Source organism: Pseudarthrobacter sp. HLT1-7 (assembly GCF_059383435.1).
This window is the reverse complement of record NZ_JBWZCH010000016.1, coordinates 21,149-43,751: the sequence shown is the minus strand read 5'-3', so window position 1 is coordinate 43,751 and position 22,603 is coordinate 21,149. Positions and strand designations below refer to the sequence as shown.

General features: G+C 63.9%; 22 protein-coding genes. 16 read left to right on the top strand and 6 right to left on the bottom strand.

Annotation, left to right across the window (positions count from 1 at the left end):
* Positions 1 to 196: 196 nt before the first annotated feature.
* The 5 genes from AC50X6_RS14640 to AC50X6_RS14620 all read right to left on the bottom strand — a co-directional run bounded on the left by AC50X6_RS14640 (position 197) and on the right by AC50X6_RS14620 (position 6,093).
* On the bottom strand, positions 197 to 796 hold the full coding sequence (locus AC50X6_RS14640) for a hypothetical protein (RefSeq protein WP_494966925.1): 600 nt from the start codon (positions 794 to 796) through the stop codon (positions 197 to 199).
* A gap of 394 nt (positions 797 to 1,190) precedes the next feature.
* The gene (locus AC50X6_RS14635; protein WP_494966924.1) at positions 1,191 to 1,982 is read right to left on the bottom strand and encodes a DUF2382 domain-containing protein; all 792 of its coding nucleotides are present in this window, start codon (positions 1,980 to 1,982) and stop codon (positions 1,191 to 1,193) included.
* A 349-nt stretch (positions 1,983 to 2,331) separates the two neighbouring features.
* A complete protein-coding gene (tkt, locus tag AC50X6_RS14630; RefSeq protein ID WP_494966923.1) occupies positions 2,332 to 4,554 on the bottom strand; it encodes a transketolase in 2,223 nt (740 codons plus the stop codon).
* A gap of 201 nt (positions 4,555 to 4,755) precedes the next feature.
* Positions 4,756 to 5,124 (bottom strand): MarR family winged helix-turn-helix transcriptional regulator, encoded by a 369-nt coding sequence (locus AC50X6_RS14625; protein ID WP_494966922.1) that lies wholly within the window; start codon positions 5,122 to 5,124, stop codon positions 4,756 to 4,758.
* Positions 5,125 to 5,331: 207 nt separating this feature from the next.
* Positions 5,332 to 6,093, bottom strand: a complete 762-nt coding sequence (locus tag AC50X6_RS14620) for a mechanosensitive ion channel family protein (RefSeq protein WP_494966921.1) — start codon at positions 6,091 to 6,093, stop codon at positions 5,332 to 5,334.
* 793 nt (positions 6,094 to 6,886) lie between these two features.
* On the opposite strand from AC50X6_RS14620, the gene AC50X6_RS14615 reads away from it, so the two are divergent.
* The 15 genes from AC50X6_RS14615 to AC50X6_RS14545 all read left to right on the top strand — a co-directional run bounded on the left by AC50X6_RS14615 (position 6,887) and on the right by AC50X6_RS14545 (position 21,996).
* Complete coding sequence (locus AC50X6_RS14615; RefSeq protein ID WP_494966920.1) at positions 6,887 to 7,408, top strand: Asp23/Gls24 family envelope stress response protein; 522 nt, start codon at positions 6,887 to 6,889, stop codon at positions 7,406 to 7,408.
* Complete coding sequence (locus AC50X6_RS14610; RefSeq protein WP_326966295.1) at positions 7,405 to 7,596, top strand: DUF2273 domain-containing protein; 192 nt, start codon at positions 7,405 to 7,407, stop codon at positions 7,594 to 7,596. Before AC50X6_RS14615 ends, AC50X6_RS14610 begins: the two co-directional genes overlap by 4 nt.
* Positions 7,593 to 8,000, top strand: coding sequence for a hypothetical protein (locus AC50X6_RS14605; protein ID WP_494966919.1), 408 nt, complete (start codon positions 7,593 to 7,595; stop codon positions 7,998 to 8,000). The genes AC50X6_RS14610 and AC50X6_RS14605 overlap by 4 nt, the downstream gene beginning before the upstream one ends.
* Complete coding sequence (locus tag AC50X6_RS14600) at positions 7,997 to 8,578, top strand: hypothetical protein (RefSeq protein ID WP_494966918.1); 582 nt, start codon at positions 7,997 to 7,999, stop codon at positions 8,576 to 8,578. The genes AC50X6_RS14605 and AC50X6_RS14600 overlap by 4 nt, the downstream gene beginning before the upstream one ends.
* Positions 8,575 to 9,183, top strand: coding sequence for a hypothetical protein (locus AC50X6_RS14595; protein WP_494966917.1), 609 nt, complete (start codon positions 8,575 to 8,577; stop codon positions 9,181 to 9,183). Before AC50X6_RS14600 ends, AC50X6_RS14595 begins: the two co-directional genes overlap by 4 nt.
* A 74-nt stretch (positions 9,184 to 9,257) precedes the next feature.
* Positions 9,258 to 9,485, top strand: coding sequence for a CsbD family protein (locus AC50X6_RS14590; RefSeq protein WP_326966291.1), 228 nt, complete (start codon positions 9,258 to 9,260; stop codon positions 9,483 to 9,485).
* Positions 9,486 to 9,644: 159 nt separating this feature from the next.
* Positions 9,645 to 10,214 (top strand): RNA polymerase sigma factor, encoded by a 570-nt coding sequence (locus tag AC50X6_RS14585; protein WP_494966916.1) that lies wholly within the window; start codon positions 9,645 to 9,647, stop codon positions 10,212 to 10,214.
* Positions 10,211 to 10,825 carry an Asp23/Gls24 family envelope stress response protein gene (locus tag AC50X6_RS14580; protein ID WP_494966915.1) on the top strand — a complete coding sequence of 205 codons (615 nt, stop codon included), beginning with the start codon at positions 10,211 to 10,213 and terminating at the stop codon, positions 10,823 to 10,825. The genes AC50X6_RS14585 and AC50X6_RS14580 overlap by 4 nt, the downstream gene beginning before the upstream one ends.
* Entirely contained in the window at positions 10,800 to 11,159 is a 360-nt protein-coding gene (locus AC50X6_RS14575; protein WP_494966914.1) for a hypothetical protein, read from the top strand. The genes AC50X6_RS14580 and AC50X6_RS14575 overlap by 26 nt, the downstream gene beginning before the upstream one ends.
* Before the next feature lie 179 nt (positions 11,160 to 11,338).
* Positions 11,339 to 11,875, top strand: coding sequence for a hypothetical protein (locus AC50X6_RS14570; protein ID WP_494966913.1), 537 nt, complete (start codon positions 11,339 to 11,341; stop codon positions 11,873 to 11,875).
* 107 nt (positions 11,876 to 11,982) lie between these two features.
* Positions 11,983 to 13,722, top strand: a complete 1,740-nt coding sequence (locus AC50X6_RS14565; protein WP_494966912.1) for an ABC transporter ATP-binding protein — start codon at positions 11,983 to 11,985, stop codon at positions 13,720 to 13,722.
* Positions 13,719 to 15,701, top strand: coding sequence for an ABC transporter ATP-binding protein (locus tag AC50X6_RS14560; protein WP_494966911.1), 1,983 nt, complete (start codon positions 13,719 to 13,721; stop codon positions 15,699 to 15,701). Before AC50X6_RS14565 ends, AC50X6_RS14560 begins: the two co-directional genes overlap by 4 nt.
* Before the next feature lie 260 nt (positions 15,702 to 15,961).
* Positions 15,962 to 16,798 (top strand): hypothetical protein, encoded by an 837-nt coding sequence (locus tag AC50X6_RS14555; RefSeq protein WP_494966910.1) that lies wholly within the window; start codon positions 15,962 to 15,964, stop codon positions 16,796 to 16,798.
* A complete protein-coding gene (locus tag AC50X6_RS14550; RefSeq protein ID WP_494966909.1) occupies positions 16,795 to 19,011 on the top strand; it encodes a DEAD/DEAH box helicase in 2,217 nt (738 codons plus the stop codon). Before AC50X6_RS14555 ends, AC50X6_RS14550 begins: the two co-directional genes overlap by 4 nt.
* 1,560 nt (positions 19,012 to 20,571) lie before the next feature.
* Positions 20,572 to 21,996 carry a Fic family protein gene (locus AC50X6_RS14545; RefSeq protein ID WP_494966979.1) on the top strand — a complete coding sequence of 475 codons (1,425 nt, stop codon included), beginning with the start codon at positions 20,572 to 20,574 and terminating at the stop codon, positions 21,994 to 21,996.
* Positions 21,997 to 22,068: 72 nt separating this feature from the next.
* Here the strand turns inward: AC50X6_RS14545 and AC50X6_RS14540 are convergent, their stop codons facing one another.
* The gene (locus AC50X6_RS14540) at positions 22,069 to 22,275 is read right to left on the bottom strand and encodes a hypothetical protein (RefSeq protein WP_494966908.1); all 207 of its coding nucleotides are present in this window, start codon (positions 22,273 to 22,275) and stop codon (positions 22,069 to 22,071) included.
* A 36-nt stretch (positions 22,276 to 22,311) separates the two neighbouring features.
* Here AC50X6_RS14540 and AC50X6_RS14535 point away from each other — a divergent pair, with 36 nt between their 5' ends.
* A complete protein-coding gene (locus AC50X6_RS14535; protein ID WP_494966907.1) occupies positions 22,312 to 22,596 on the top strand; it encodes a hypothetical protein in 285 nt (94 codons plus the stop codon).
* Positions 22,597 to 22,603 lie beyond the last annotated feature (7 nt).

Here is a 22,603-nt window from a genome sequence, read left to right as displayed (position 1 = left end):
GCCGGGACGAGGGGTTAGTAGCGGGTGGTGCCGCCGGCGGCCCCGGGGCCGTTCTTCTTCGCCCGGCGGGCACGCAGGACTCTGCTGATGATGGCCGGGACGAGTGCGAGGAGAATCTTTTTCATGGCGTGTTCCTGATCTTAGGGATTTGGTGGGGTGGTGCCGGGCTGCCCGGTCCGGGGGACCGGGCAGGTACTCAGTGGCTGCTGAGGCCGGCTTTGTCGACCTTGCGGTGGAACCGCATGCCTGCGAGGCCGCCCAATACAGCGCCCACGAGGGTGATGATGACCGCGGCGACCAGCACGATGATGCCGCCGGTAGTCAGATCACTTTCGTTGAGGGGAATCCGCGGAAAGCTGTTCAGGTTCGCCAGGATGTTGAACCGGCTTCCGGCGATGGCACCAGCGATAGCTACGACGATAGCGACAATGATCGCCCACAGCCATACGGCCAGGCCTTGCTTGGCACCGTCGAACCGGGCCATCCGCCCGGCGACATACCCGCCGCAGTAGTAGGCCACAAACAGTACTACGGCCAGTACGATCCCGCCGACAATGCTGACGGTCTGCGGGTCCTGGGCAGCAGCTTGTCCCGGATCGGTGTTGCTGGCCGCGCCGATTCCAGCCCCGACTGCGGTGCTGACGGCGGTGAGCAGGATGGCCATCCCGGTGGCCGTCATCCAGCCGAAAAAGGCCGATCCGAACTTTATACCGCCGAATTGCCGTTTCTCTTCCGCCAGGACGTTGTCCCGGCGGCTTTCGCGGGCATCGCCGATTTCTTCACTGGTCGAACTCATGGTGTGCTCCTGATATCGCTGTAGTGGTGGTGTGGGTGCGTCTCTGCAACGATGGTGGGTGCCGGCTGCCGGCACGGGATGCCGGGGTGTGTGGCGGTTCCGGGGGATCCGCGGCCTCGAGGGGCGGGCTCTTGGTGGCGGTGCAGCGTCTCCGCTTAGCTGTTTTCCGGTCTTACGAGGCTTTGCTCGTCTTTTTCCAGGGCTGTGCCTTGACTCCGCGCGGACTCCGCGCGTGACTCCGAGCGGCTGCGCCGCTGGGTTGGCCGGGAGGCGCGGGCCGGGGGCGGGCATGCGGGCGGCGACCCGGTGTGGTCCCGCCCCGCAGGGGTGCGGGGCGGGACCGCCGGCCTGCCGTCTTCAGCAGTCCGGGGCCGGATGCCTGGAGCCCTGGCGGTTAGCGGTTGGCGGGGGTGTCGTCGCCGTCGGTGGTGATTTTTTCCTTGCGGACTTCCTCGGTGACGGTTTCTTCGCCGGTGACAGTTTTGGTCCCCATGCGGATCCGCTCGACCGGGACGGTTTCCTTGGTGACCACCGGGCGCTCGGCGTGGAGGATGATTTCGTGCTCCTCATCGCTGAGTTCGGGTCCGTCCATGGCATCGCCGCGGTTGGCGTCCGTGATGGGTTCGCGTTCCAGGACGACCTCTTCGCGGCTGACCGGGACAGTGGTGGTGACGTTTTCTGTCACCACGTACTTGCGCAGCCGCATCCGCCCGGCTTCCTCCTTCTCCGTACCCACATTCAGGCGTTCCTCGGAGCGGGTCATGGCATCGTCCGTGGTCGGTCCGGAGGTGTCGTGCCCCACGGTCTCTTTGTCGCTGGCTACGCGGTCCCGGTCGGCGGTGCCGGTCTGTTGGGTCTGGGCGCCCGGGCTGCTGAGGTTGTAGTGGCGGTAGAGCTCGTCTTCCTCTTCCGGGGTGATGCTGCCGTCTGCCTCCACACGGGGGGCTTCCTTCACCAGCTCCTTGGTGTACGGGACGCGCAGGTCGCTGCCGTCGAGGGACGCCTCGGCGAGGGGCACGAAGGTTTCAGAAGTTCCGAACATGCCGGTCTTGACGGTGGCGAAGGACGGGTCCCCGCTGTGGTCATCGAGGTAGATCTGCCCGATGCTGCCGACTTTTTCCCCATCGGAGGAATAGACGGTGCTTTTTCCTTCGAGCAAGGTGTCGAGGTCGTTGGTGCTGATCATTTTTGTTCTCCTGTTGATTGTGGCTTCGGGCGGGTGCCTGAAACCGTTACTTCGCTTGGGTGAAACGATCGTGGGTGACGGGCCCTTTGCCTGTCAGGCAGCTGATACAGCAGATTCCGATGGTGTCCGCGCTTGCCGGCGGCTCGCACGGACCCGTCCACGGAGGGAAACCCGGTCCGTGAACCCGATCCGCGGCCGGGTGGTTGCCCGTATCGCACGTGATCGTTGCGGTCACACAAGTAAGACGGGGCCCGCCAGGGATCGTCACGCGCACACGGTGGTGACATGGCTCACATTCGGGCGGGTTGCGGTGTGCTATGCCCTGGCTCCGTTGCGGAAAGCCGCGAAATCACGCGGGCCGGTCCCCTGTCCCGCCGGTGGCCGGCGCTGAGGTTTGCTGCTGTCCGCCCGGCCTGGGCTCGGCGGCGGCGTCAGCGATGGATTTGCGGGCGGCGTCGGCTACGGCGTCAGCGGTGATCCCGAATTCCCGGTAAAGCGTCTGGTAGTCCGCAGAGGCGCCGAAGTGATCGAGGCTAACGATGCGGCCTGCATCCCCGACGATTTCGCGCCACCCCTGCCCGGAGGCCGCTTCGACGCTGACCCGTGCCCGGACGGTGGGCGGCAGGACGCTGTCTCGGTAGCCCAGGGATTGCTCGGCGTACCACTCCCTGCACGGCATGGACACAACGCGCGCGGTGATTCCCTCCGCCGTCAGGGTCCGGGCAGCGGCAAGGGCCAGATGGACTTCGGAGCCGGTGCCGATCAGGATCACATCGGGCTTTTCATGGGCGTTGCCGGAGAGGACGTATCCGCCGCGGGCCGCCTGGGCCGCGGCGGCCAGGCCGTCCGGGCCACGGTCCAGGATCGGGACGTTCTGCCGGGTCAGGGCCAGGCCCGCGGGCCGGTCGGTATTTTCGATGATGGCACGCCAGCAGGCCGCCGTTTCGGTAGCATCTGCGGGGCGGACGACGTCCAGGCCCGGGATGGCGCGCAGTGAGGCCAGATGTTCCACCGGCTGGTGGGTGGGTCCATCTTCGCCCAGGCCGATGGAATCGTGGGTCCAGACGTAAATGGCGGGGATCTGCATCAGCGCGGCCAACCGGATCGCCGGGCGCATATAGTCGCTGAAGACCAGGAATGTGCCGCCGTACGGGCGGGTGAGGCTGGACAGGCCGATGCCGTTGAGGATGGCCCCCATGGCGTGTTCCCGGACACCGAAGTGCAGGGTTCTGCCTGATGGGTTCCCGGGCCACAAACGGGTCTGGCGGTCAGCGGGCAGGAAAGAGGGTTCCCCCGTCATGGTGGTGTTGTTGCTTTCGGCCAGGTCTGCGGATCCTCCCCACAGTTCGGGCAGAACCGGGGCCAGAGCGTCCAGGACTTTACCGGAGGCCTTTCGGGTGGCCATGCCCTCCGCGTCGGGCGCGAAAACAGGCAACGCGTCTGCCCAGCCATCCGGAAGCGCCTGGGACTGCAGGCGTTCGAGCAGGTCAGCGCGGTCCGGGTTGGCCGTTTCCCAGCTGTCGAAGGATTCCTGCCAATGTGCACGGGCGTCCCGGGCCCGTTCGGCGACCCGCCGCGTGTGGGTCAGGACATCGTCGTCGACCGCGAAGGAAGTCTGCGGGTCGAAGCCCAGCAGGGACTTGGTGGCGGCAACTTCGTCGGCGCCCAGGGCTGCGCCGTGCGCGGCGCCGGTGTTCTGTTTCGTCGGCGCGGGCCAGCCGATGACCGTGTTGAGCAGAATCATGGACGGGCGCGATGTTTCGGCTTTGGCGGCCTCGGTTGCGGCGAGCAGGGCGTCGATGTCCTCGACGTAGTCACCGGTCCGCGTCCAGTCGACAGTTTGGACGTGCCAGCCGTACGCGGCGTACCGTGCCGGGACGTCTTCGCTGAAGGAGACGTCGGTGTCATCTTCAATGGAAATGCGGTTCTGGTCATAGAACAGCACCAGGTTTCCAAGCTGCTGGTGCCCGGCCAGGGAACTGGCCTCGGCCGTGAGGCCCTCCATCAGGTCCCCGTCGGAGGCGAGGACGTAAATATGGTGATCGAAGGGGCTGTCCCCTTGGGCTGTGTCCGGGTCCAGCAGGGCACGCTCGCGGCGGGCGGCCATCGCCATCCCCACCGCACTGCCCAGCCCCTGACCCAGCGGACCGGTGGTGATTTCCACGCCCCGGGTGTGGCGGTACTCGGGGTGCCCCGGGGTCCGGGACCCCCAGGTCCGGAGCTCCTGCAGATCCATGAGCTCCAGGCCATAGCCGGCCAGGAACAGCTGAACGTACAGGGTCAGGCTCGTGTGCCCGCAGGAGAGCACGAACCGGTCCCGGCCCAGCCACTGATCATCCGCCGGGTCATGGCGCATGACCTGTTGGAAGAGCAGATAGGCCAGCGGGGCGAGGCTCATCGCCGTTCCGGGGTGCCCGTTGCCGGTTTTCTGCACCGCGTCGGCGGCCAGAATCCTCGCCAGGTCCACGGCCCGGATATCAACCTCAGACCAGCCGGCCCGATCGGCGACGGGCCACGCCAGCATGGAGCTCCGGTTCCCGGAGGGTGACTGCCCGGAAGGGGTGCTGATCATTTTTTCTCCTGTTGATTGTGGCTTCGGGCGGTGCCAGAAACCGGTACTGCGCCTGGGTGGAACGATCGCGGATGGCGGTCCAGGCTGGACGCTGGCCTGTCCGACGGCCGGGGCTGGGTCCGGACGGCTGACAGGGGCCGATCCCGCGCACGGCGGGGCCCGGACCTCCGCATCCCATGTCACACCAGCGGGGCGGCTGCTTTACCGCTTGTCGACGTCGATGAGCGCAGTGAGTTCCCGGTGCAGCGAGCCGGAGCGGAAGCGGGCGGGGAGTAGATTCTGTTCCGAATCCTGTGCTGCCTTGAGTACCTGGCGGCCCGTTTCGGTGATGCTCACCAGATAGCTGCGCCGGTCAGAGCGGCTGCGGCGTCTGGCAACGTAGGCTGCGGATTCGAGGCGGCCGAGGACGCGGCCAATGGTCTGGGCCTGGACCCGGATCAGCGCCGCCAGCGCTTCCTGGCTGACCGGTCCGGAATGGACCAGGCCTTTGAGCGCCAGAACGCCGGCATGGGTTAGGCCGAGCCGGGCCAGGGAGCTGTCCCATCGACGCTCAACGGACCGGGCCGCCATCGACAGTAGTTGGTGAGTGGACCATCGGGTACGTTCTCCGGATGGCTGGCTCTCCGGAACGGGAGCGGGTGTGCCGGGGGACCCGCCAGGGACTGCCACGATGTCTCTCCTTCTGATGTCTGTTGGGCTCACGCAGGAAACCCGCTCGGCCCGGTGTCCGGGCCGGCCGGCCGTGCGGGCCAGCCGGTCCGGGCGCCGGGGTCTAGATCAGGAACGGTGTGCGCCGGTGCCCCTGGATTCGTCCGCCGGCATGTGCTTCTGCGCGGCGTCCTTGATCTGCTCGGTGGCCGGGGGCGCATTCTTGGCCTGGGCCTTGATCCGGGGGGCTTCTTCCTCGGCCTTGTTCAGGTACTGCTCCCAGCGCTGGGACATCGGCTTGATCAGGCCGCCGCCGACGCCGACGACCAGGATCCCGACGATGGCAGCCAGCACGGCGACCAGGATCGGGGTGGTGACGGTGGTGGCGATATCGACCTGGTTCAGGGCCGCGATGATGCCGATGCCCAGGATGAAGATGCTGGCGATGTTGGCCAGGACCTTACCGTAGGAGAGTCCGCCCAGGGATCCCTGGATCAGGGTCTTCACGGCGGCGGCGATCGCGGCGCTGATGATCACGATGATGATGGACACAACAACGCGGGGCAGGAAAGCGATGATCGATGCCAGCAGGGTGCTGACCGGGTTGGGTCCGAAGACACCGAACGCGAACTGGAGCACAAAAAGCACCAGGGCGTAGTAGATGATCTTGGCGATGATGTCGCTGGCATCCAGCGACGAGTTTGCGAGGGCCTTCTTCACGCCGCCGCGCTCCACGGCCCGGTCGAAACCGACCTTGTGCAGCAGCTTGGACAGCGCCTTGGAGATGGCCTTGGCGATCAGCAGGCCAATGATCAGGATGACCAGGAACAGGACCAGTTTGGGAACGAATTCCACGACGGTGGCCAGGCCGGCCTTGAGTGTATCTTCCAATTCTTTTCCTCAGCATTCAGGGGTGCGGGTGCGGGTGGTGCGGTCCGAAGACGCAGCGTCCGGACTTACTAAACACTGCGCGGAGCCTAAAAGCAAGCATGCTTAGTAATCTGGCGCGGTGGCAGTCCGTTTCGCCGGCGGCTCCGAAAAGACCCCGGGTAGAGTGCACTCCGCGGATCTTTCGGCGGCCGGCGGAGGACACCGGGCACCTTTGAGGGCTAGTGTGAAAGGCGTCACAAAGGTTCCCCCGGGACGGCCACCCTGGCCGTCGTCAGGCATCGGGGGGTGCGTCGCGCCAAGCCGGTCCTGCGCCGGGAACCGAAAGGACTTGCCATGAACGAGCACCACACCATACCCGCACCCGAGGGTGCCGCGATTCCGTCCGCCAGGAGAGGCGGGGGCTCCGGCGGGGCGGGCCCGGACGGGGCCATTCCCGTTCCGGACGACGACGCACCGGCTGGGTAAGGCTGTGGTGTCGAAGCCGCAGTCTCCACCCGGCGGCGTCCCGGCTCTTCCGTCGCGGGGACCCGGATTCTGGATCCCGGCACTGGTGCTGCCGCTGTTTCTCCTGGGCGCCGCGGCGGCTGTGTTCGTCCTGGGTTCAGNTATGCGGCCGGCATCCGACGCCGGCGCAAGGCCCGGCACTGAGCTCCTGGCCGCGCCCGGCGCAGCTAGTCGAGGCAATCAAGTCGGTGAGTGTGATGCAGAACACATGCCGGATGGCGTGACGATTGCCGCTTCGGCAGCGTCTCATTCCTGTAGGCGACTCACCGGCGCCACGTAAAAACTGTCTATGAACACCTACTTAGGAGTGATTCTCTTGTCGACACAGCCCCAGGGTAAGTCCCCCGATGATCTCAAGCCCGCCCCGCAGTCCGCACCGGCGCCTGCCAAGGCCGGCAAAGACGGCCGCGGCGCCACCACCATCGCTGACGGTGTCGTGGCGAAGATCGCCGGCATCGCCACGAAGGACATCCCGGGTGTTTACGCCCTCGGCGGCGGCGCAGCCCGAATGATGGGATCCCTGCGCGACGCCGTCGGCCAGAAGGATCTCACCCAGGGCGTCTCCGTAGAGGTCGGCCAGACCCAGGTGGCCGTCGACATCACCCTGGTGGTGGAGTACCCGCATCCGCTGCAGAAGGTCGCCGATGATGTCCGCGACGCCGTCTTCGGCGCCGTGGAGGATCTGGTGGGCATGGAGGTCACCGAAGTCAACGTCACCATCACCGACATTCACATCCCATCCGACGACGACGACGACGCCTCCGATGATGAGAAGGCCGCAGCTTCCTCCCGCGAAGCGCGCGTCTCGTGACCCCGATGGTCACCGGCATCGCGATCGGGGCGACCCTGGCTATCACGGCGCTGGCATTCGGGTTTTGGGGATTCCTGCTGGTGACGCTGTTTATGGCCATTGGCGCGGTCCTGGGCCGCAGCGCGGAAGGCCGGCTTGATCTGGGCGGAGTCCTCGACGCATTGCGCGGCAAGCGCTCCTCCTCATGAGCGCCGGCACCATCGAGCGCCCGGAGACCGTACAAGCGGCGCCCCGCACGGGGCGCCGCGCCGGACATACCAGAATCACGTCGGCCGCGCTCCATCACACGGTCGAGGCCATAGCCGCCGGTGCGTTCCGGGTCCCGGCCAGCGAAGTAAAAGCCCGCGTCCACGACGATCAAGGACACCTCAGCGTTCTGGTGGACGTGGCGCTGCCCATGCCATCCCTCACCGAGGCGGCCCGAAACCCCGCTGCCGTCCAGGCAGCGGGCGGGACCCTGTATGAGCGGGCCGGGCGGGCGCGCTCGGACATCATCGCCCGGGCGCTGACTATCGCCGGGGCCTCCGTGGCCCGGGTCGATATCCGCCTGGGCGGCCTGTATGAGAAGAAAAAGGAGAGCACACTCCGATGAGCACTGAGCTGCACGTCAGCCGGATCGCCCGCCGCGAAACGCACCGCTCGCGGGCCCTGACGTCCATCATTGCCGCGTCGGCCCTGATTCTTCTCCTGCTCTGGCTGAGCGCCGAAACCCTGCTGTCCGTCACTGGGAGCCGTGCGCTGCTTGCTGCACCGGAGCAAATCGGGCAGTGGATGGGGAATGTCGCGGTCACCACCATCCCGGCCGGGCTTGTCGCCGCCGGCGTGGGCCTGGTACTCGTGGGCCTCATCTTCTTGGTCCTGGCACTGCGCGCAGGGCGCCGACCCCGCCACGTCCTGGCGAGTAACCGGACCGCCGTCGTCGTCGATGATGAAGTCATCGCCGCAGCCGTGTCGCGGCGGGCCCGCACTGCTGCCGGGCTGGCCCCCGAACAGGTTTCCACCACCATCGGCAACCGCACTGTCAACGTTTTGATCTACCCGAGCTCCGGCACCACGGCCGATACGAAGGCTGCTGAGGCCGCCGTGCGGGAAGAAATCTCCCGGTACGGCCTCGCTGCCGCGCCGCGGATCACCGTCCGGACCAGCACGAAAGGGGCACTGGGCATATGAGCGGAACCCACCGCGGCCTGAACAGGCTGCTCCTTGGACTCCTCGGCCTCATCCTGGTCGCCGCCGGGGCGCTGACCGCGGCGGCGGGCCTCAACCCGGACATCGCCGCCGGATGGACTGCAACAGGGGCAACCCTGCTGGCGGACATCGCCACGGTTTTGGCCGGTGCGCCGATTCCGGGCGCGTCCATCAGTTGGTGGACCATCGCAGCCCTCGTCCTGGCCCTCGTGCTGATAGTCCTGCTCGTTGGCTGGATCGTCTCCCAGGGAGGCGGGCGCACCAACCGGGCCGGCCACCGGGAGGATTCGGAGCAGACCGGCACCACCACCGTGGGGGCATCACTGGTCTCCGCGGCCGTCCGCGATGCCACCAGGGGCGATGACCGGATCATCGCTGCCACGGTCACCACCTGGAAAGTGAAGCGGACTGACGGTATCAAACTGGCACTCCAGGCACGCAAAGGCGTTTCCCCCCGGGACCTGGCCGAGACAGGCGAGGAACTCATCGCCGGGCTCGACAACGTGCTCGGGGACCAGGGGCCGGTGCTGATCCGCATCACCACGGGGCTGAGGTCCAGCCTGTCCGGCACCGAACGCGTCCGCTGAGCCTCCCGGGGCGACGGAGCACCCCCGGGTCCACCACCCGGGCAGCGAATCAACCACAAGGAAAGGACACCCTCATGGGTATCGACGACAAAGCAGAAAACACCGTCCAGGACCACCTCGGCGCCGCCAAGGAAGGCACCGGCAAACTCACCGGCGACCGCGATCTGGAACGCGAGGGCCAGAAAGACCAGGCCGCTGCGGGCCTGAAGGACGCCGGCGAGAAAGCCAAGGATGCGGCCGCCGACATCGGCGAGAACATCAAGAACGCGGCCCGCAAGCTCAAAGACGGCTTCAGCAAGTAACCCGCACCACCACGGTTTCCGCCCGCGGCCCGGTATCGGCCGGGGCGGGAAACCATGGACCACCGCGTCACGGCGGCCGCGAACGGCGCCACAAACCACCGGCTCCTACAACTAACCGGCTCCTTCAACTAACCGGCTCCGACAACAAAAGGGGAGAGCGTGAGTGCACTCACGGCCCGTACGGAGGCCCTCGCCGAGGCCAGCGATGACCTGCTGGCCCGACGGGCCGGCGACGGCGACATGGACGCTTTCGAGGTCCTGGCACGAAGATACGGCTCAATGATGCGTGCTTACGCCCGCCGCATTCTCGGCGCGCACGATGACGCGGACGACGTCGTGCAGGAAGCACTCGTCCAGGCATGGAAACAAATAGGCGGGCTTCGCGACACCGCCGCCGTTCGGCCCTGGCTGATGCGGATCACCGGAAACCGCGCCCTGGACGTCTTGCGGCGCCGCAAGCCGCACACGGCGCTGGAGCACGTCCCGGACCTGCATGACCCAGCCCCTGGTCCGGAGAAATCGGCCGTGGCGGGCTCGCGCAGCCGGGCCCTGGAACGGGCGCTGGCCGCGCTGCCGGAAGAACAACGGCGATGTTGGGTGCTTCGCGAACTGGGCGGACAGTCCTATGAGGACATCGCCGAAGCACTGAATATTTCCAGCGCCACGGTCCGCGGACGGTTGGCCAGGGCACGGACCACGCTGGCAAAAGAAATGGAGGACTGGCGATGAACGACACCACCGACCCAGGCTGCGGGCGCACCATCGAAGACCTCGGCGAATACCTCGACTCCGGAGTATCGGATGATCTCGAACACATCCGGGCCTGCCCGCAGTGCCAGGCCGGGCTGTCAGGGCTGCGGCGGCTACAGGATTTCACCCAGGAACTTCTCGCCGCTGACCGCGCCGAGGCGGAGCAGGACGACGGCCCGTGGCTGGAGAACATTCTCTCCAACCTGAACCTCGAGATGAAAGCCGGGCGTAAAATCCCGCTGACCCCGGACCTCCCCGGGGACCGGCTGTTCCAGACCGAGGGAGCACTCACCGGCCTCGTCAGGGCTGTCGGAGACGCCGTCGAGGGCATCATGATCGGCAAATGCCGCTTCACTGGAGACGTCACCGTCCCCGGAACACCCATCACCCTCGACGTGAATGTCTCGGCCCGGTACGGCCACCGGCTCCCGGACCTCGCCGCAACCCTGCGCCGCGAACTGCTCTCCGCCCTGGCAACCCACTCCGAACTCAACCTCGCAGCAGCAAACATCACCATCACAGAACTCCGGCCATCCTCCCCGCCCGGAACGAAAGGACAGGATCATGACCGACCCTTCACAGCTCCGTAACCTCATCCTGTCCCTGGACGGTGTCCACACCGTCTACCCGGCCGACCCGGCCTGGAAGACCACCGCGCGCCGGATCCGGGCTGCTCTGGATCCGGAGGCCGGTGACGCTTCTCCGGAGTACGTCGGGTTCGGTACGGAGGGGACATCAACAACCGTCAGCGTCCGGGTGGGAGCCGACGGCACCGTGCCGGCCGCCGAGCTGGCGCGCAGCATCGCCGCGGCTCTTCGCGTGGAACTCGACGGCGGACATCCGCGAGGCACCGTGAACCTCGCCGTCGAAATCAGCTCCATCCGCCAAGTTCCGGCGCTGCCTGGAACGGGTCCCACACCGTGATCCGCCGGCCAGCGTCAGCCCCCGCCGAAACCGGAAGCACTTTACAGCGGACCGTTCCGGCCGGCGAGGAAGTCCACGTCACCGGGACACACCTGGGAACATCCCCATCACCGTCCCCGTCAAATGGGACAGCCAGTCCCGGCTTCCAGTCGGCATCGGGACTGTCGTGGGCGGAGTCCGTGGACCACCAACTCCTCGCGATCGTCAGTCTGGACGTCCCACGGGACACGGTCCACATCGACATCGGTGGCAGCCTCACCGGAGTCTCCCGGGACGACCTGTTCAGCATCACCGGCAGAATCCGGCAACTGCGGGCCGGATCCCACATCCATGTGCACCTGGGCCCTGCAGTGTTCGTCGAGTCCGCCGCCCTCGCGGGGCTGCGGAAGGATCTGGAAACTCTCGACGGCGTCCGCGGCGGACAGCCAGGCCAGTCCGGCCTTTCAGGCCAGGTAAGCCGAGGACGGGGAGTGTCTCTCGAAACGCGCTCCCGCGGGAGTGCTCAGGAGTGGCAGCAGGGACTTGCCGGCATCACTTCGTGCCCTGCCCGCCTGGAGGGCTTCACGGACGATGAGTTGCTGACGGCCAGCGACTTTGTCTTCACATGGCTTGATGATGAGGACGGATGCCCCGGCACAGACGTCCCCGAGATGCTCGCCCTCTATGAACTCATCGGCCAGGAAATGTCCGGCCGGACCGGGGCGCCGCCCGCCTGAGAACGGGGTGCCTGACGACGGTACTTGCGTAGTCGACCCCAGCTCCCGGCATCCGGACGTAAACTGACCTCCAAATCACTCTGCGTGACACGTGGCTTGGAGTACGGATGCTCTGGAAACTGCTCGTCGAATACCTACGGCCGCAGCGGCGGCTGCTGCTCGCCGTCGTCGTTCTGCAGCTGGCGCAGTCCATCGCGTCGCTGTACCTGCCCACCCTGAACGCAGACATCATCGACGAAGGCGTCGCGAAGGGGGACACGGACTACATCCTGGGCACCGGCGGCGTGATGCTGCTGGTCACCCTGCTGCAGATCGGCTGCGCCATCGCCGCGGTGTACTTCGGGGCGAAGGCGGCGATGGCCGTGGGCCGGGACCTGCGCGGGGCGGTGTTCAGCCGGGTTGCGGCCTTCTCCGAGCAGGAGGTCACCCGGTTCGGCGCCCCCAGCCTCATCACGCGCTCCACCAATGACGTCCAGCAGGTGCAGCAACTGGTGCTGATGTCCGCCACCCTCATGGTGGCAGCGCCCATGCTCAGCATCGGCGGGGTGGTCATGGCCATCCGGCAGGACGTGCAGCTGTCCTGGCTGATCGCGGTCAGCGTGCCCGTGCTGCTGATCGGGATCGGGCTGATCATCATCCGGATGGTCCCGCTGTTCCGGCTCATGCAGACCCGGATCGACACCGTCAACCGGGTGCTCCGCGAACAGCTCACCGGCATCCGGGTGGTCCGCGCCTTCGTCCGCGAGGACGTGGAGACCGCCCGCTTCACCTCTGCCAACGAGGACGTCACGGACACGGCCCTGCGCGCCGGCCGGCTGATGGCGCTCGCCTTCCCCGTGGTGATGCTGGTGCTGAACGTCTCGTCCGTGGCCGTGATCTGGTTTGGCGCGTTCCGGATCCAGGACGGCTCCATGCAGGTGGGTACCATGATCGCGTTCCTGAGCTACCTTATGCAGATCCTGATGTCCGTCATGATGGCCACGTTCATGGCGATCATGATCCCGCGCGCGGCGGTCTCCGCGGACCGGATCGGGGAGGTGCTGGGCACCGAATCCAGCGTCCGGCCACCGGAGCACCCGCTGGACTTCGCCGGCCGCACCGGCCGCGGCGAGCTTCAGATGCGCGATGTCGGATTCAACTACCCGGGTGCCGAGCAGCCGGTCCTGTCCGGGATCAGCTTCACCGCCCGGGCGGGGCAGACGACGGCGATCATCGGCGCCACCGGCTCCGGCAAGACCACCCTGGTGAACCTGATGCCGCGGCTCTTCGACGCCACCTCCGGCTCGGTCCGGATCGACGGCGTGGACGTCAGTGAGCTGCGCCCGGACCTGCTCTGGGGCCACATCGGCCTGGTCCCGCAGCGGCCCTACCTCTTCTCCGGGACGGTCCGCAGCAACCTGCTCTACGGCAAACCCGACGCCACTGAGGAGGAATGCTGGCGGGCGCTCTCCATTGCGCAGGCGGAGGATTTTGTCCGGGACATGGCGGGCGGCCTGGACGCGCCCATCTCGCAGGGCGGCACCAACGTCTCCGGCGGGCAGCGGCAGCGGATCGCGATCGCCCGGGCGCTGGTGAAACGGCCCGAGCTCTACATCTTTGACGACTCCTTCTCCTCGCTGGACACCGCCACGGATGCCCGACTGCGGCAGGCGCTGCGGCTGCACACCGCCGGCGCCACCCTGGTGATCATCGCCCAGCGGGTCTCCAGCATCATCGACGCGGACCAGATCCTGGTGCTCGACGGCGGCCGGATCGTCGCGCACGGCACACACGAGGAGCTGCTGGAGACGTCGGCGACGTACCAGGAGATCGTGAACTCCCAGCTCGCGGCGGAGGAGGCGGCATGAGCGCCCCTGCACCCGGCGGGACGGCCGCCGTCGAACGCATCCCCCGTCCGCGCGGCGGCCCCGGCCAGGGCGGACCGTTCGCCGGGATAAACGTGCCCGCGGAGAAGGCGATGAACTTCGGGCCCTCCGCCAAACGGCTGCTGGGCCAGCTGCGGCCCGAGCGTCTCTGGCTGGTGCTGGTGCTGGCGCTCGCCGTCGTGAGTGTGACGTTCTCCGTGATTGGCCCGCGGCTCCTGGGGGAGGGTACCAACCTGATCTTCGCCGGCGTCGTGTCCAAGGAGCTGCCGGCCGGGGTAGGCAAGGAGGAGCTGATCGCGGGCCTGCGGGCGGCGGGGGAGGACCGGCGCGCGGACATGCTCAGCGCTATGGCGCTGACCCCGGGTACCGGGATCGACTTCGCGGCGCTGGCCAACGTGCTGCTGTGGGCGCTGGCGCTGTACGTGCTGGCCTCGGGGTTTATGTGGATCCAGGCTTATGTCCTCAATGGGATTGTGCAGCGCACGGTGTTCCGGCTGCGCGAGCGGATCGAGGCGAAGATCAACAGGCTGCCGCTGCGCTACTTCGATTCGATCCAGCGCGGCGAGCTGCTCAGCCGGGTGACCAACGACGTCGACAACATCTCCCAGAGCCTGCAGCAGTCCATCAGCCAGGCGGTCACCTCGCTGCTCACCGTGCTGGGCGTGCTGGTGATGATGTTCATCCTCTCGCCCACGCTGGCCATCATTGCCCTGGTGACCATTCCGCTGACGCTGGTGACCACGGCGCTGATCGCCAAGCGCTCGCAGAAGCTGTTCGTGGCGCAGTGGAAGCACACGGGGGAGCTGAACGGGCAGATCGAGGAGACGTACACCGGGCACGCGCTGGTGAAGGTGTTCGGCCGGCAGCGCGAGGTGGAGGAGCGGTTCCGGCAGAAGAACGCGGAGCTGTACCAGGCCAGTTTCGGCGCGCAGTTCATTTCCGGGCTGATCATGCCGGCCATGACGTTCATCGGGAACCTGGTCTATGTGGGGATCGCCGTGGTGGGCGGCCTGCAGGTGGCGTCCGGGGCGATGCAGCTGGGCGATGTGCAGGCGTTTATCCAGTACTCGCGGCAGTTCACCCAGCCGCTGGCCCAGCTCGGGTCGATGGCGAACCTGCTGCAGTCCGGGGTGGCGTCGGCCGAGCGGGTGTTCGAGCTGCTGGACGAGCAGGAACAGTCGGCTGACCCTGTGCCGTCCGAGGCGCCTGCCGGTGGGCGGGGGCGGCTGGTGTTCGAGGACGTGTCCTTTGCTTACTCGCCGGACAAGCCGCTGATTTCTTCCCTGAGTCTCGTGGCGGAGCCCGGGCAGACGGTGGCGATCGTCGGCCCGACCGGGGCCGGTAAGACCACCCTGGTGAACCTGATGATGCGCTTCTACGAGCTCGACGCCGGGCGGATCACGCTCGACGGCGTGGACGTCACCGCGATGACCCGCGACGAGCTGCGCTCACGGATGGGAATGGTGCTGCAGGACACCTGGCTCTTCGGCGGGACCATCCGGGACAACATCGCCTACGGCCGGCCTTCTGCCACCGAGGCGGAAATCCTCGAGGCCGCCCGCGCGACCTACGTGGACCGGTTTGTGCGGTCCCTGCCGGAGGGCTATGACACCGTGCTCGACGACGAAGGAGCCAACGTCTCCGCGGGGGAGAAGCAGCTGCTGACCATAGCCCGGGCGTTCTTGGCCCGGCCGTCGGTGCTGATCCTGGACGAGGCGACGAGCTCCGTGGACACCCGCACCGAGGTGCTGGTGCAGAAGGCGATGAGCGCGCTGCGGTCCGACCGGACCTCGTTTGTCATTGCCCACCGGCTCTCCACCATCCGCGACGCCGACCTCATCCTGGTGATGGAGGCCGGCCAGATCGTGGAGCAGGGGACGCACGCTTCGTTGCTGGAGGCGGGCGGGGCTTATACGCGGTTGTATGAGGCCCAGTTCGCGGCTCCTGTCGCGGAAGTTTAGACATGTGTGGGCCCTAGGACCGAGGACATACAAGTTTGCTTAGGCTTTGGTCTGGTAAGTGGTCATTAGAAGCCGCGGTGCTTGAAGACGGAACGACGTTCTCCAACGACGCCGCTGCTGGCAGGATGGGTCATTGATTGCTACGGACGGACTTCCCACTAGAGTCATATGCGACGCAGTCTGACGAGTGGCTTTGAGTGGGCTCGTTCCTGTCGACAATATTCCGACAGGCTTGTTGCGGTCATAGAAAAGGAGAAAGTGTGGCCGAGGAAGCGCGCTTCACCGAATACCGATCGGTCGCGATCTCGGAACCTCTTCGCCAGGGCGACGTCCTGGAGAAAGTTTCTCAGGAATCGACAGTGTGGAACCGACATTTGCTCGTGATTACTGCTGACTGCGATTTTGCGCATGACAAGCACCTAGGGCGTGTGACATGTGTGCCGTTGCTGACCAAAGCTGAGTATCTTCTAGAACTTCTCTTCCCGAAAATCCGTGAACAGGCGATGGAGAAGCTCGTAGAGGCTGCCCGGAAGATCCTCCACGATCTGGAGGCCCCCGATGTTTCGGAGATGAGGCTGAAAGCTTGGCCACAAGAACAACTGACTGAGGATATTTTGTGTCTTCTGTCGATTCCGGAAGATAAGAAAGGTATTTTCGGGGGAATAATCGACGGCATTCGAGAACTAAATGCAATACCAGTATCTGTGCCAGAAGCTGTGAACACTTTAGTGAGCGCGCACCGATGTCTTCCAAATGCGCAGAGCGAAAAGAATATTCGTTCTAGTATAGGCAATCGACTTAAGGATGCCTTTAGGCAGACCCCAGGTGACGCATTGTTCCTCTCCGCACTCGCCGAAAGATACGACGAAGGCTATTTCGCATATTTGAGGCATTTCGAGCAAATTTGGGAGCCGGATATATCTCTTGGTCCGTCGCGGTCGCTTCTAGAATATAGGCGACTGTCGCGTATCCAAGATAACTATACCCATGCGATCGCACAGCGATTTGCACTTGTGTTCATGTCGATTGGTATGCCAAACGCTTATGAGGAAATGCGCGATGTCCACGCGGATCTACTTATAGAGGAGATAAGTTGAAGCCACTTATTACTACTGCCAGCTCGCTCAAGGAATTAGCAACAGGCGTGACCCTGTCATCTGTCAGGACATCAAGCTCTCTGTTCCTGTGGGAGGGCACCAGTGCCGAGTACCTACTCACAAAGAACACAGGACTCGACGATCAACGCGTCGTTATCGTTCGTGAGCAGTTCGAAGACGATCCGGTAGTGCCTCATCAGCTCAAGTCGGAGCGACGCGCTGTTCTGAGTAGGATGGCGGCTTTTGCTGAGCGCGCGAGAGCGGCTGGAACTCTCACACTCCCGCGTGCCTGGCATCAGTACAAGCACAACAACTTGATAGCATTTTTGGCTCGTCCTGGCTTCAGTTCGCCAGCCACTCGCTGGATCAGCGAAGTGCTGACCGGCCCCCGATCAGACGTAATTTTCTGGGAGGCGACTGATACCAAGGTGACTTTGCAGGATTTTGAGCCAAGAAGATCGTCGGTGCCCATCAATGACGAGGAGTGGATCGACGCCGTGTCGGCGTTAGATCAGCACTTCAGGGACTCACAGGTCACCAAACCGTCGGACGTTGAGATAGCTCTGCCCGGGCTTGAGCAAACGGCCACGCGGGGGTGGGCGTACGACGAGTGGATATCGCTTATCAGCGAAGACCAAAAAGCTTTCGTACTCGCCCCCGCTGACAAATCAGTCCGTCTCCGTGGCCCGGCAGGTTCCGGCAAGACGGTGGCCCTCATGCTGAAGGCCGTACGTGAATTGTTGGAGGCTCGGAAGTCGGGTGACAATGTAAGAATCTTGATGGTTACGCACAGTTGGTCCCTCGCCACAGAAATCTCGGATTCGAAGGACGCGCTTGGTTTGGGCCCTTTGCCTGAAATCGATGTCTTCCCATTGTTGGAGATAGCTGCGGCCATATCTCCTGGTAGCAGCGAAGGCGGTTCATATAAGCTCATAGGAAGTGACAGCTTCAGTGGCAAGCTTGCGCAGCTTGACGAAATTCTGAGCTTGCTTGAAGCCTTTATTCAGGGTGACTGGGTAACATTCAAGATGGGCGTAACTCGCGCTCTCCAGGATCGATTTGACTCTAATGATCCCGAAGAGAGGATGGCGCTGGCGTGGGATCTCTTGATTGAGTTTGGATCCGTCATCGGCGCTGCCGCAATATTTCCGGGTGCGGGTTCGGAGAGTCGCTACAATTCTCTGGAAAGAGCAGCTTGGATGCTCCCATTGGCTAATCATGCGGACCTGCGTGTTGTCTTCGAGTTGTATTCCCGTTACATGGAGAGCCTCGACTCGCGAGGTCTTTGGACTGGTGATCAGGTCCTAGCTGACTTGTTGAACGATCTTCAAAAGCACTCTTGGAACCGCGCCCGTAGAAGCGAGGGTTACGACCTGATTTTCGTGGACGAATTTCACCTTTTTAACCCCCTTGAGCGCCAAGTCCTTCACTATTTGTCGCGAAATGTTTCAGTTTACCCGAGGATTTTCATGGCACTTGACCCAAGGCAATCCCCGTCTGAGGCCTTCATTGGTTTAGCTTCAGACGAAACGCGATCATCAGCCTCCTCTGATGTCGATGGCGACCTCGGGGAGGTAACGAACCTCGAGTTGACTCGCGTCCACCGATACACGCCGCAAATTCTTGATCTTGTGGAACACATTCACTTGGAGTTCCCCACTTTGGATTTGGGTAGCGGGTGGAACATTGATTTTAGTTCCATTGAGTCTGCGCGTGAGCCGGGCGCCGTTCCGCGGCTGCTGAGGTCTGCGAGCCGTGCAGGTGAGGAGAATGATATAGCGCGAGCTGTTCAGGACTGCTATCAGACAGGGCGAATGGCGCTTGCTGTCGTTGACACGCGTCAATGGAGTCGGTTCAGCGAGCTTGCGTCACTCATTGGCCAATCATCCAAATTCCACGTTTCCACGATCGCTGGGCGCGGCGATATAGAGGGGCTAGGGTACCGGAAGCGTGGACTTGTGGTCGGACTTGTTGAGTATCTGGCCGGATTGCAGTTCGACACCGTCTTGGTCGCCGGGATCCCTGACCTGAGTCCTGGGTCGCGGACCCCGAATGAGACGACGCGGCTCCTGTCACTTCTTTACCTAGGGGTCAGCCGAGCGGAGAACGAAGTACGAGTATTTGTAAACGACGACGATGGAGGGGTTCCGGAAGTGCTTCAGCGGGCAGTCGAAAAGGGGTTCGTTACGCCGCAGCAGGGCAGCCTCGTTTGAGAGCTCTTCGCGGTTCGTCGGAGAACGGCTCTCTGTGATGAGAGTCATGTCCGCGTCCGGGCATCGCTTCTCAGGAGAATGACCGCACTGAAGCTGCCGGCATTGAGGTGGCCACGGGCTTAAGGTCTTGATTGTGGTGTTGGCCTAAAGGTGCGAAGGGCACGTAAATTGATACCATGCCGGCGCTCCGCGGCGGCCCCATGGAATATTCTCGTCCGTCCAGGAGTGAGGACGCTGAAAGCGAGGAATGCTGAAGTAGCCGCTTGACAGCAGAGTCTCCAGGTCGATGTCTTGGGACTCGATTTTCACTCTTTTGTTAACCATTCAATCGCCGACGCTCTATCGGTTCGTGACGGCGACGAGGCCAGGTCGCCCTTCTGCTTGGGTTATCAGTGCTCACCAGATGTACGTAAATCCTTCTTCTCCCAGAGCCGGCCCCAAGTTAGTTCGTAAGAGCCTCATCGTCTGTGCGACCAAATACGGGCCCGCCTGGGTGGCTACATGGATTAAATCTGGGACCCTTTCGGGCTGCAGCGCATGGGCGGGTATGCGAAGGGTGGCCAGCCCGTCATTGTTGGTGTAAATTCCTGCCGTCGGCGCCCTATGTTCCACTGATTGAGGGCGCCTCCGGTGAAAATCCATGCCCCGGCGCTCATCCAAGGCCTTGAGGGCGGCGGACGACTGCAGACAGGTTACAGCGGCGATCAATTCCCGGAGTGCACTCTGTGTCGTTTGCTCTTGCTTCTTGAAAGGGACGACAGGCTACTGAGTGTCTCCCAGGCCTTGCGTGCTATCACCACCCACCGGATACTTCCGGCCGGTTGGGTCAATCTGCAGGGCAATCTCGGGTAGAACAAAAGGCTCCGAAGCGTCAGGCTGGCCAGTGAATGAACGGCTCCGAGAGTGTAGTAGGGAGACATCTCCGCCATTGCACGTATTCGCAGCCTGAACGCGATTTCCTCACTCGTTGCGTCGCTGGCCTCCGAAATGAGACGGCGCGCGTCCAGATCCGCGGTCAGAGCAAGGCCGAGTTGCTCCCGGATGGCTCCCATGAGACCAACAACCTCGAGGACTCGGTTTGGATCTTCGGGAACCCTTCTAGGCACCTTTGGGATCTCATGCTGGAAATCGTGCGCGGTATGCCGACGCCGAATGATGCTGGCATCATGTAATTTGCCGCGTCAGCTGCCAGGGAACTCATCTGCGGCCACTCGACCGACTCTTCCGCTACGAGATTATCGAGGGTCGATGGAGTGTCTGGCGGCAGTTCCACGTCGCTGCCGGGTCGGAAAGAAGCAATAAGGAGACCAGAAGTGGTGGATTGCATGCGTTTACATAGCCTCCTTCGCAAATCGAGAGTGTCAGGGTTCGAGCGGAACCCATCAGCTCAGTTGCCCGACGGGCCTTGCCGAAACTGAATAGCCTTTGCCGAGCGGCTATATATTTTGAAGTCGGCTCCGATTCGACCGGAGCGGACTTGCCGTAGTTGAGTTAACATTTTTCGGCACCGTTTCTCTCAAGCGGCGCCATTGCGGTAGCACGCTTGGTACGGTGATTTACATGGACCCTAACCCCCGAGCGATTGACGGTGCAGTCAGTGCGCTGCCGGGCGATGCCGACCCCGCCGCGAGCGGTGGCTACGAACCCTTCCCTTCGTTCAGCGCCTGGACTGACGCCGAGTTCAGTCCCGCAATCGTTGAACGAGCAGAAATACGGCTTGCGGAGAAGCTGGTAAGCGCGGGGAAGGATGCGCTGACGGCCGCCGTCGAAAGGGCAAGTCGATCGGCTGCGGTGGATACCGGCGCCATCGAAGGCCTATACACCGTTGATCGCGGGTTCACTTACAGCGTTGCGACGCAGGCGGCCACCTGGGAAGCGATGGTCGAACATAAAGGTGTGCCAGTTAGGAGTGCGATTGAGGACGCGCTCAAGGCGTATGACTATGTTCTTGATGCGGCCACGCAGAGCATCTCGGTCAGCGAGATGTGGATACGTGAGCTACACACGATCATCTGTGCCAGCCAAGAGACGTACACCGTTTTTACATCGTTGGGGAAGCAGGAGCAGCCACTGCCAAAGGGAGTCTACAAAACGCTTCCGAACAGTCCATGGAACCCGTCTACCGGGCGAGTGCACCAGTACGCGGCGGTTTGGGACACCGCCCCTGAGATGGCGCGTTTCATAGACGAGTTGAGGAGCGAGCGATTCCTCTCCGCCCATCCCGTGCTCCAGGCATCCTATGCTCATTATGCATACGTGTGCATACATCCATTCGCTGATGGGAATGGACGGGTTGCCCGTGCGCTGGCTTCAGTATTCCTCTACCGACGACCGGGAATTCCATTAGTTATATTTGCTGATCAGCGAGCTCGATATTTTGATGCGCTAGAGGCTGCCGATCGAAAGCTTTATTCTGGATTTATCAATTTTGTGGAAGCCTGCGTAGTGGACACGATCGGAGTGGTGGCAGCGCAGATGCGTCCCCCCACGCTGAGTGCGTCGGCAAGCTTGGCGGAGATCAGCCAGTACTACGCCACAACATCCGACGAGCGCGTGTACTTTGATGCGGCAACTCGACTCGGAAAGATGGCAAGAGACGAGTTCACACGCCAGTTCGGTGAGTTGCAGGTCCCGGCGCAGATCCAATGCCGGGTGATGGGCACCGGTGGGGCGCCTCGAAGGAGTGAGGGATACACGCTTGCTGAGGAAGAGTCGAATTTTCGAGTCAATATTCAAGCCGCCCATCCGGCACCCGCCCAGGTAAGCGTCGTTCTAGGGGCAGTGGTCGGTAAGGAGACCAACGCCGCTGACCTTGCTCTGGTGGGAGATGTTCCTGGCGATGAACTAGAAGTGTCGCTGAGGGAAATCGAGCCCACTGCGACTGAAACCCTTCGCTTGAAAGTGGCGGGCTGGGTAGAAGGTCTGACGGCTTCCTACTTTGAGCGCCTGCGGGAGGCCATGGCCGCCGCGGGTCGAAGAGTGTGATTTAAAGACATCTGAATCTGATGAGACATCAGTACTACTTGACACAGGGTCCACACCGGTCGTCGCGGGCGCTCAAACGAGGGGCCACGGGTAACGCATACTCGTGCGGTCAACCGGCAAGGTCCGTGCGTGCAGCAGGCGCTGCACGCGGTGTTGCAGGGCGGTGACCTCGACGTCGTCGAGGAGCTCGGCAACCTCGGCAGGCACAGCGTCTGCCAGCGGGGCGATGTCCTCCAACAAGGCCTCGGTGATGGGATCGCCGGCGAAATCCCAGATCACGGTGCGTAATTTGAAGGCTGCCGAGAAGCACAGGCCGTGGTCGATGCCCCAGATTCGTCCGTCTTCCCCGCGCAGCACGTGGCCGCTCTTGCGGTCGGTGTTGTTGGCGACGTAGTCGAACAGGGCGATCGGGGCCAGCTCGTGGTGGGTCTCGGGGGCGTCCTAGAACAGCGTGAAGTAGTGCTCCTGGAAGTCGCACTCGATGAACCACTGCAGGGGGACCCGACGCCCAAGGGCGCGTCCTTGCGGATGACCGTCAAAGGCACCAGTCCCCAGCCCAGGGATTCGCTGAGCAGGTGGGCGGCGCGCTCCCGCTTGTAGAGTCCGG

What these genes read in the sequence shown, in the direction of transcription:
- AC50X6_RS14640 (WP_494966925.1), bottom strand. Translation starts at nt 796, where the DNA reads ATGAGTTCGACCAGTGAAGAAATCGGCGATGCCCGCGAAAGCCGCCGG.
- AC50X6_RS14635 (WP_494966924.1), bottom strand. Translation starts at nt 1,982, where the DNA reads ATGATCAGCACCAACGACCTCGACACCTTGCTCGAAGGAAAAAGCACC.
- tkt (WP_494966923.1), bottom strand. Translation starts at nt 4,554, where the DNA reads ATGATCAGCACCCCTTCCGGGCAGTCACCCTCCGGGAACCGGAGCTCC.
- AC50X6_RS14625 (WP_494966922.1), bottom strand. Translation starts at nt 5,124, where the DNA reads ATGGCGGCCCGGTCCGTTGAGCGTCGATGGGACAGCTCCCTGGCCCGG.
- AC50X6_RS14615 (WP_494966920.1), top strand. Translation starts at nt 6,887, where the DNA reads ATGAACACCTACTTAGGAGTGATTCTCTTGTCGACACAGCCCCAGGGT.
- AC50X6_RS14605 (WP_494966919.1), top strand. Translation starts at nt 7,593, where the DNA reads ATGAGCGCCGGCACCATCGAGCGCCCGGAGACCGTACAAGCGGCGCCC.
- AC50X6_RS14600 (WP_494966918.1), top strand. Translation starts at nt 7,997, where the DNA reads ATGAGCACTGAGCTGCACGTCAGCCGGATCGCCCGCCGCGAAACGCAC.
- AC50X6_RS14595 (WP_494966917.1), top strand. Translation starts at nt 8,575, where the DNA reads ATGAGCGGAACCCACCGCGGCCTGAACAGGCTGCTCCTTGGACTCCTC.
- AC50X6_RS14590 (WP_326966291.1), top strand. Translation starts at nt 9,258, where the DNA reads ATGGGTATCGACGACAAAGCAGAAAACACCGTCCAGGACCACCTCGGC.
- AC50X6_RS14580 (WP_494966915.1), top strand. Translation starts at nt 10,211, where the DNA reads ATGAACGACACCACCGACCCAGGCTGCGGGCGCACCATCGAAGACCTC.
- AC50X6_RS14575 (WP_494966914.1), top strand. Translation starts at nt 10,800, where the DNA reads ATGACCGACCCTTCACAGCTCCGTAACCTCATCCTGTCCCTGGACGGT.
- AC50X6_RS14565 (WP_494966912.1), top strand. Translation starts at nt 11,983, where the DNA reads ATGCTCTGGAAACTGCTCGTCGAATACCTACGGCCGCAGCGGCGGCTG.
- AC50X6_RS14560 (WP_494966911.1), top strand. Translation starts at nt 13,719, where the DNA reads ATGAGCGCCCCTGCACCCGGCGGGACGGCCGCCGTCGAACGCATCCCC.
- AC50X6_RS14545 (WP_494966979.1), top strand. Translation starts at nt 20,572, where the DNA reads ATGGACCCTAACCCCCGAGCGATTGACGGTGCAGTCAGTGCGCTGCCG.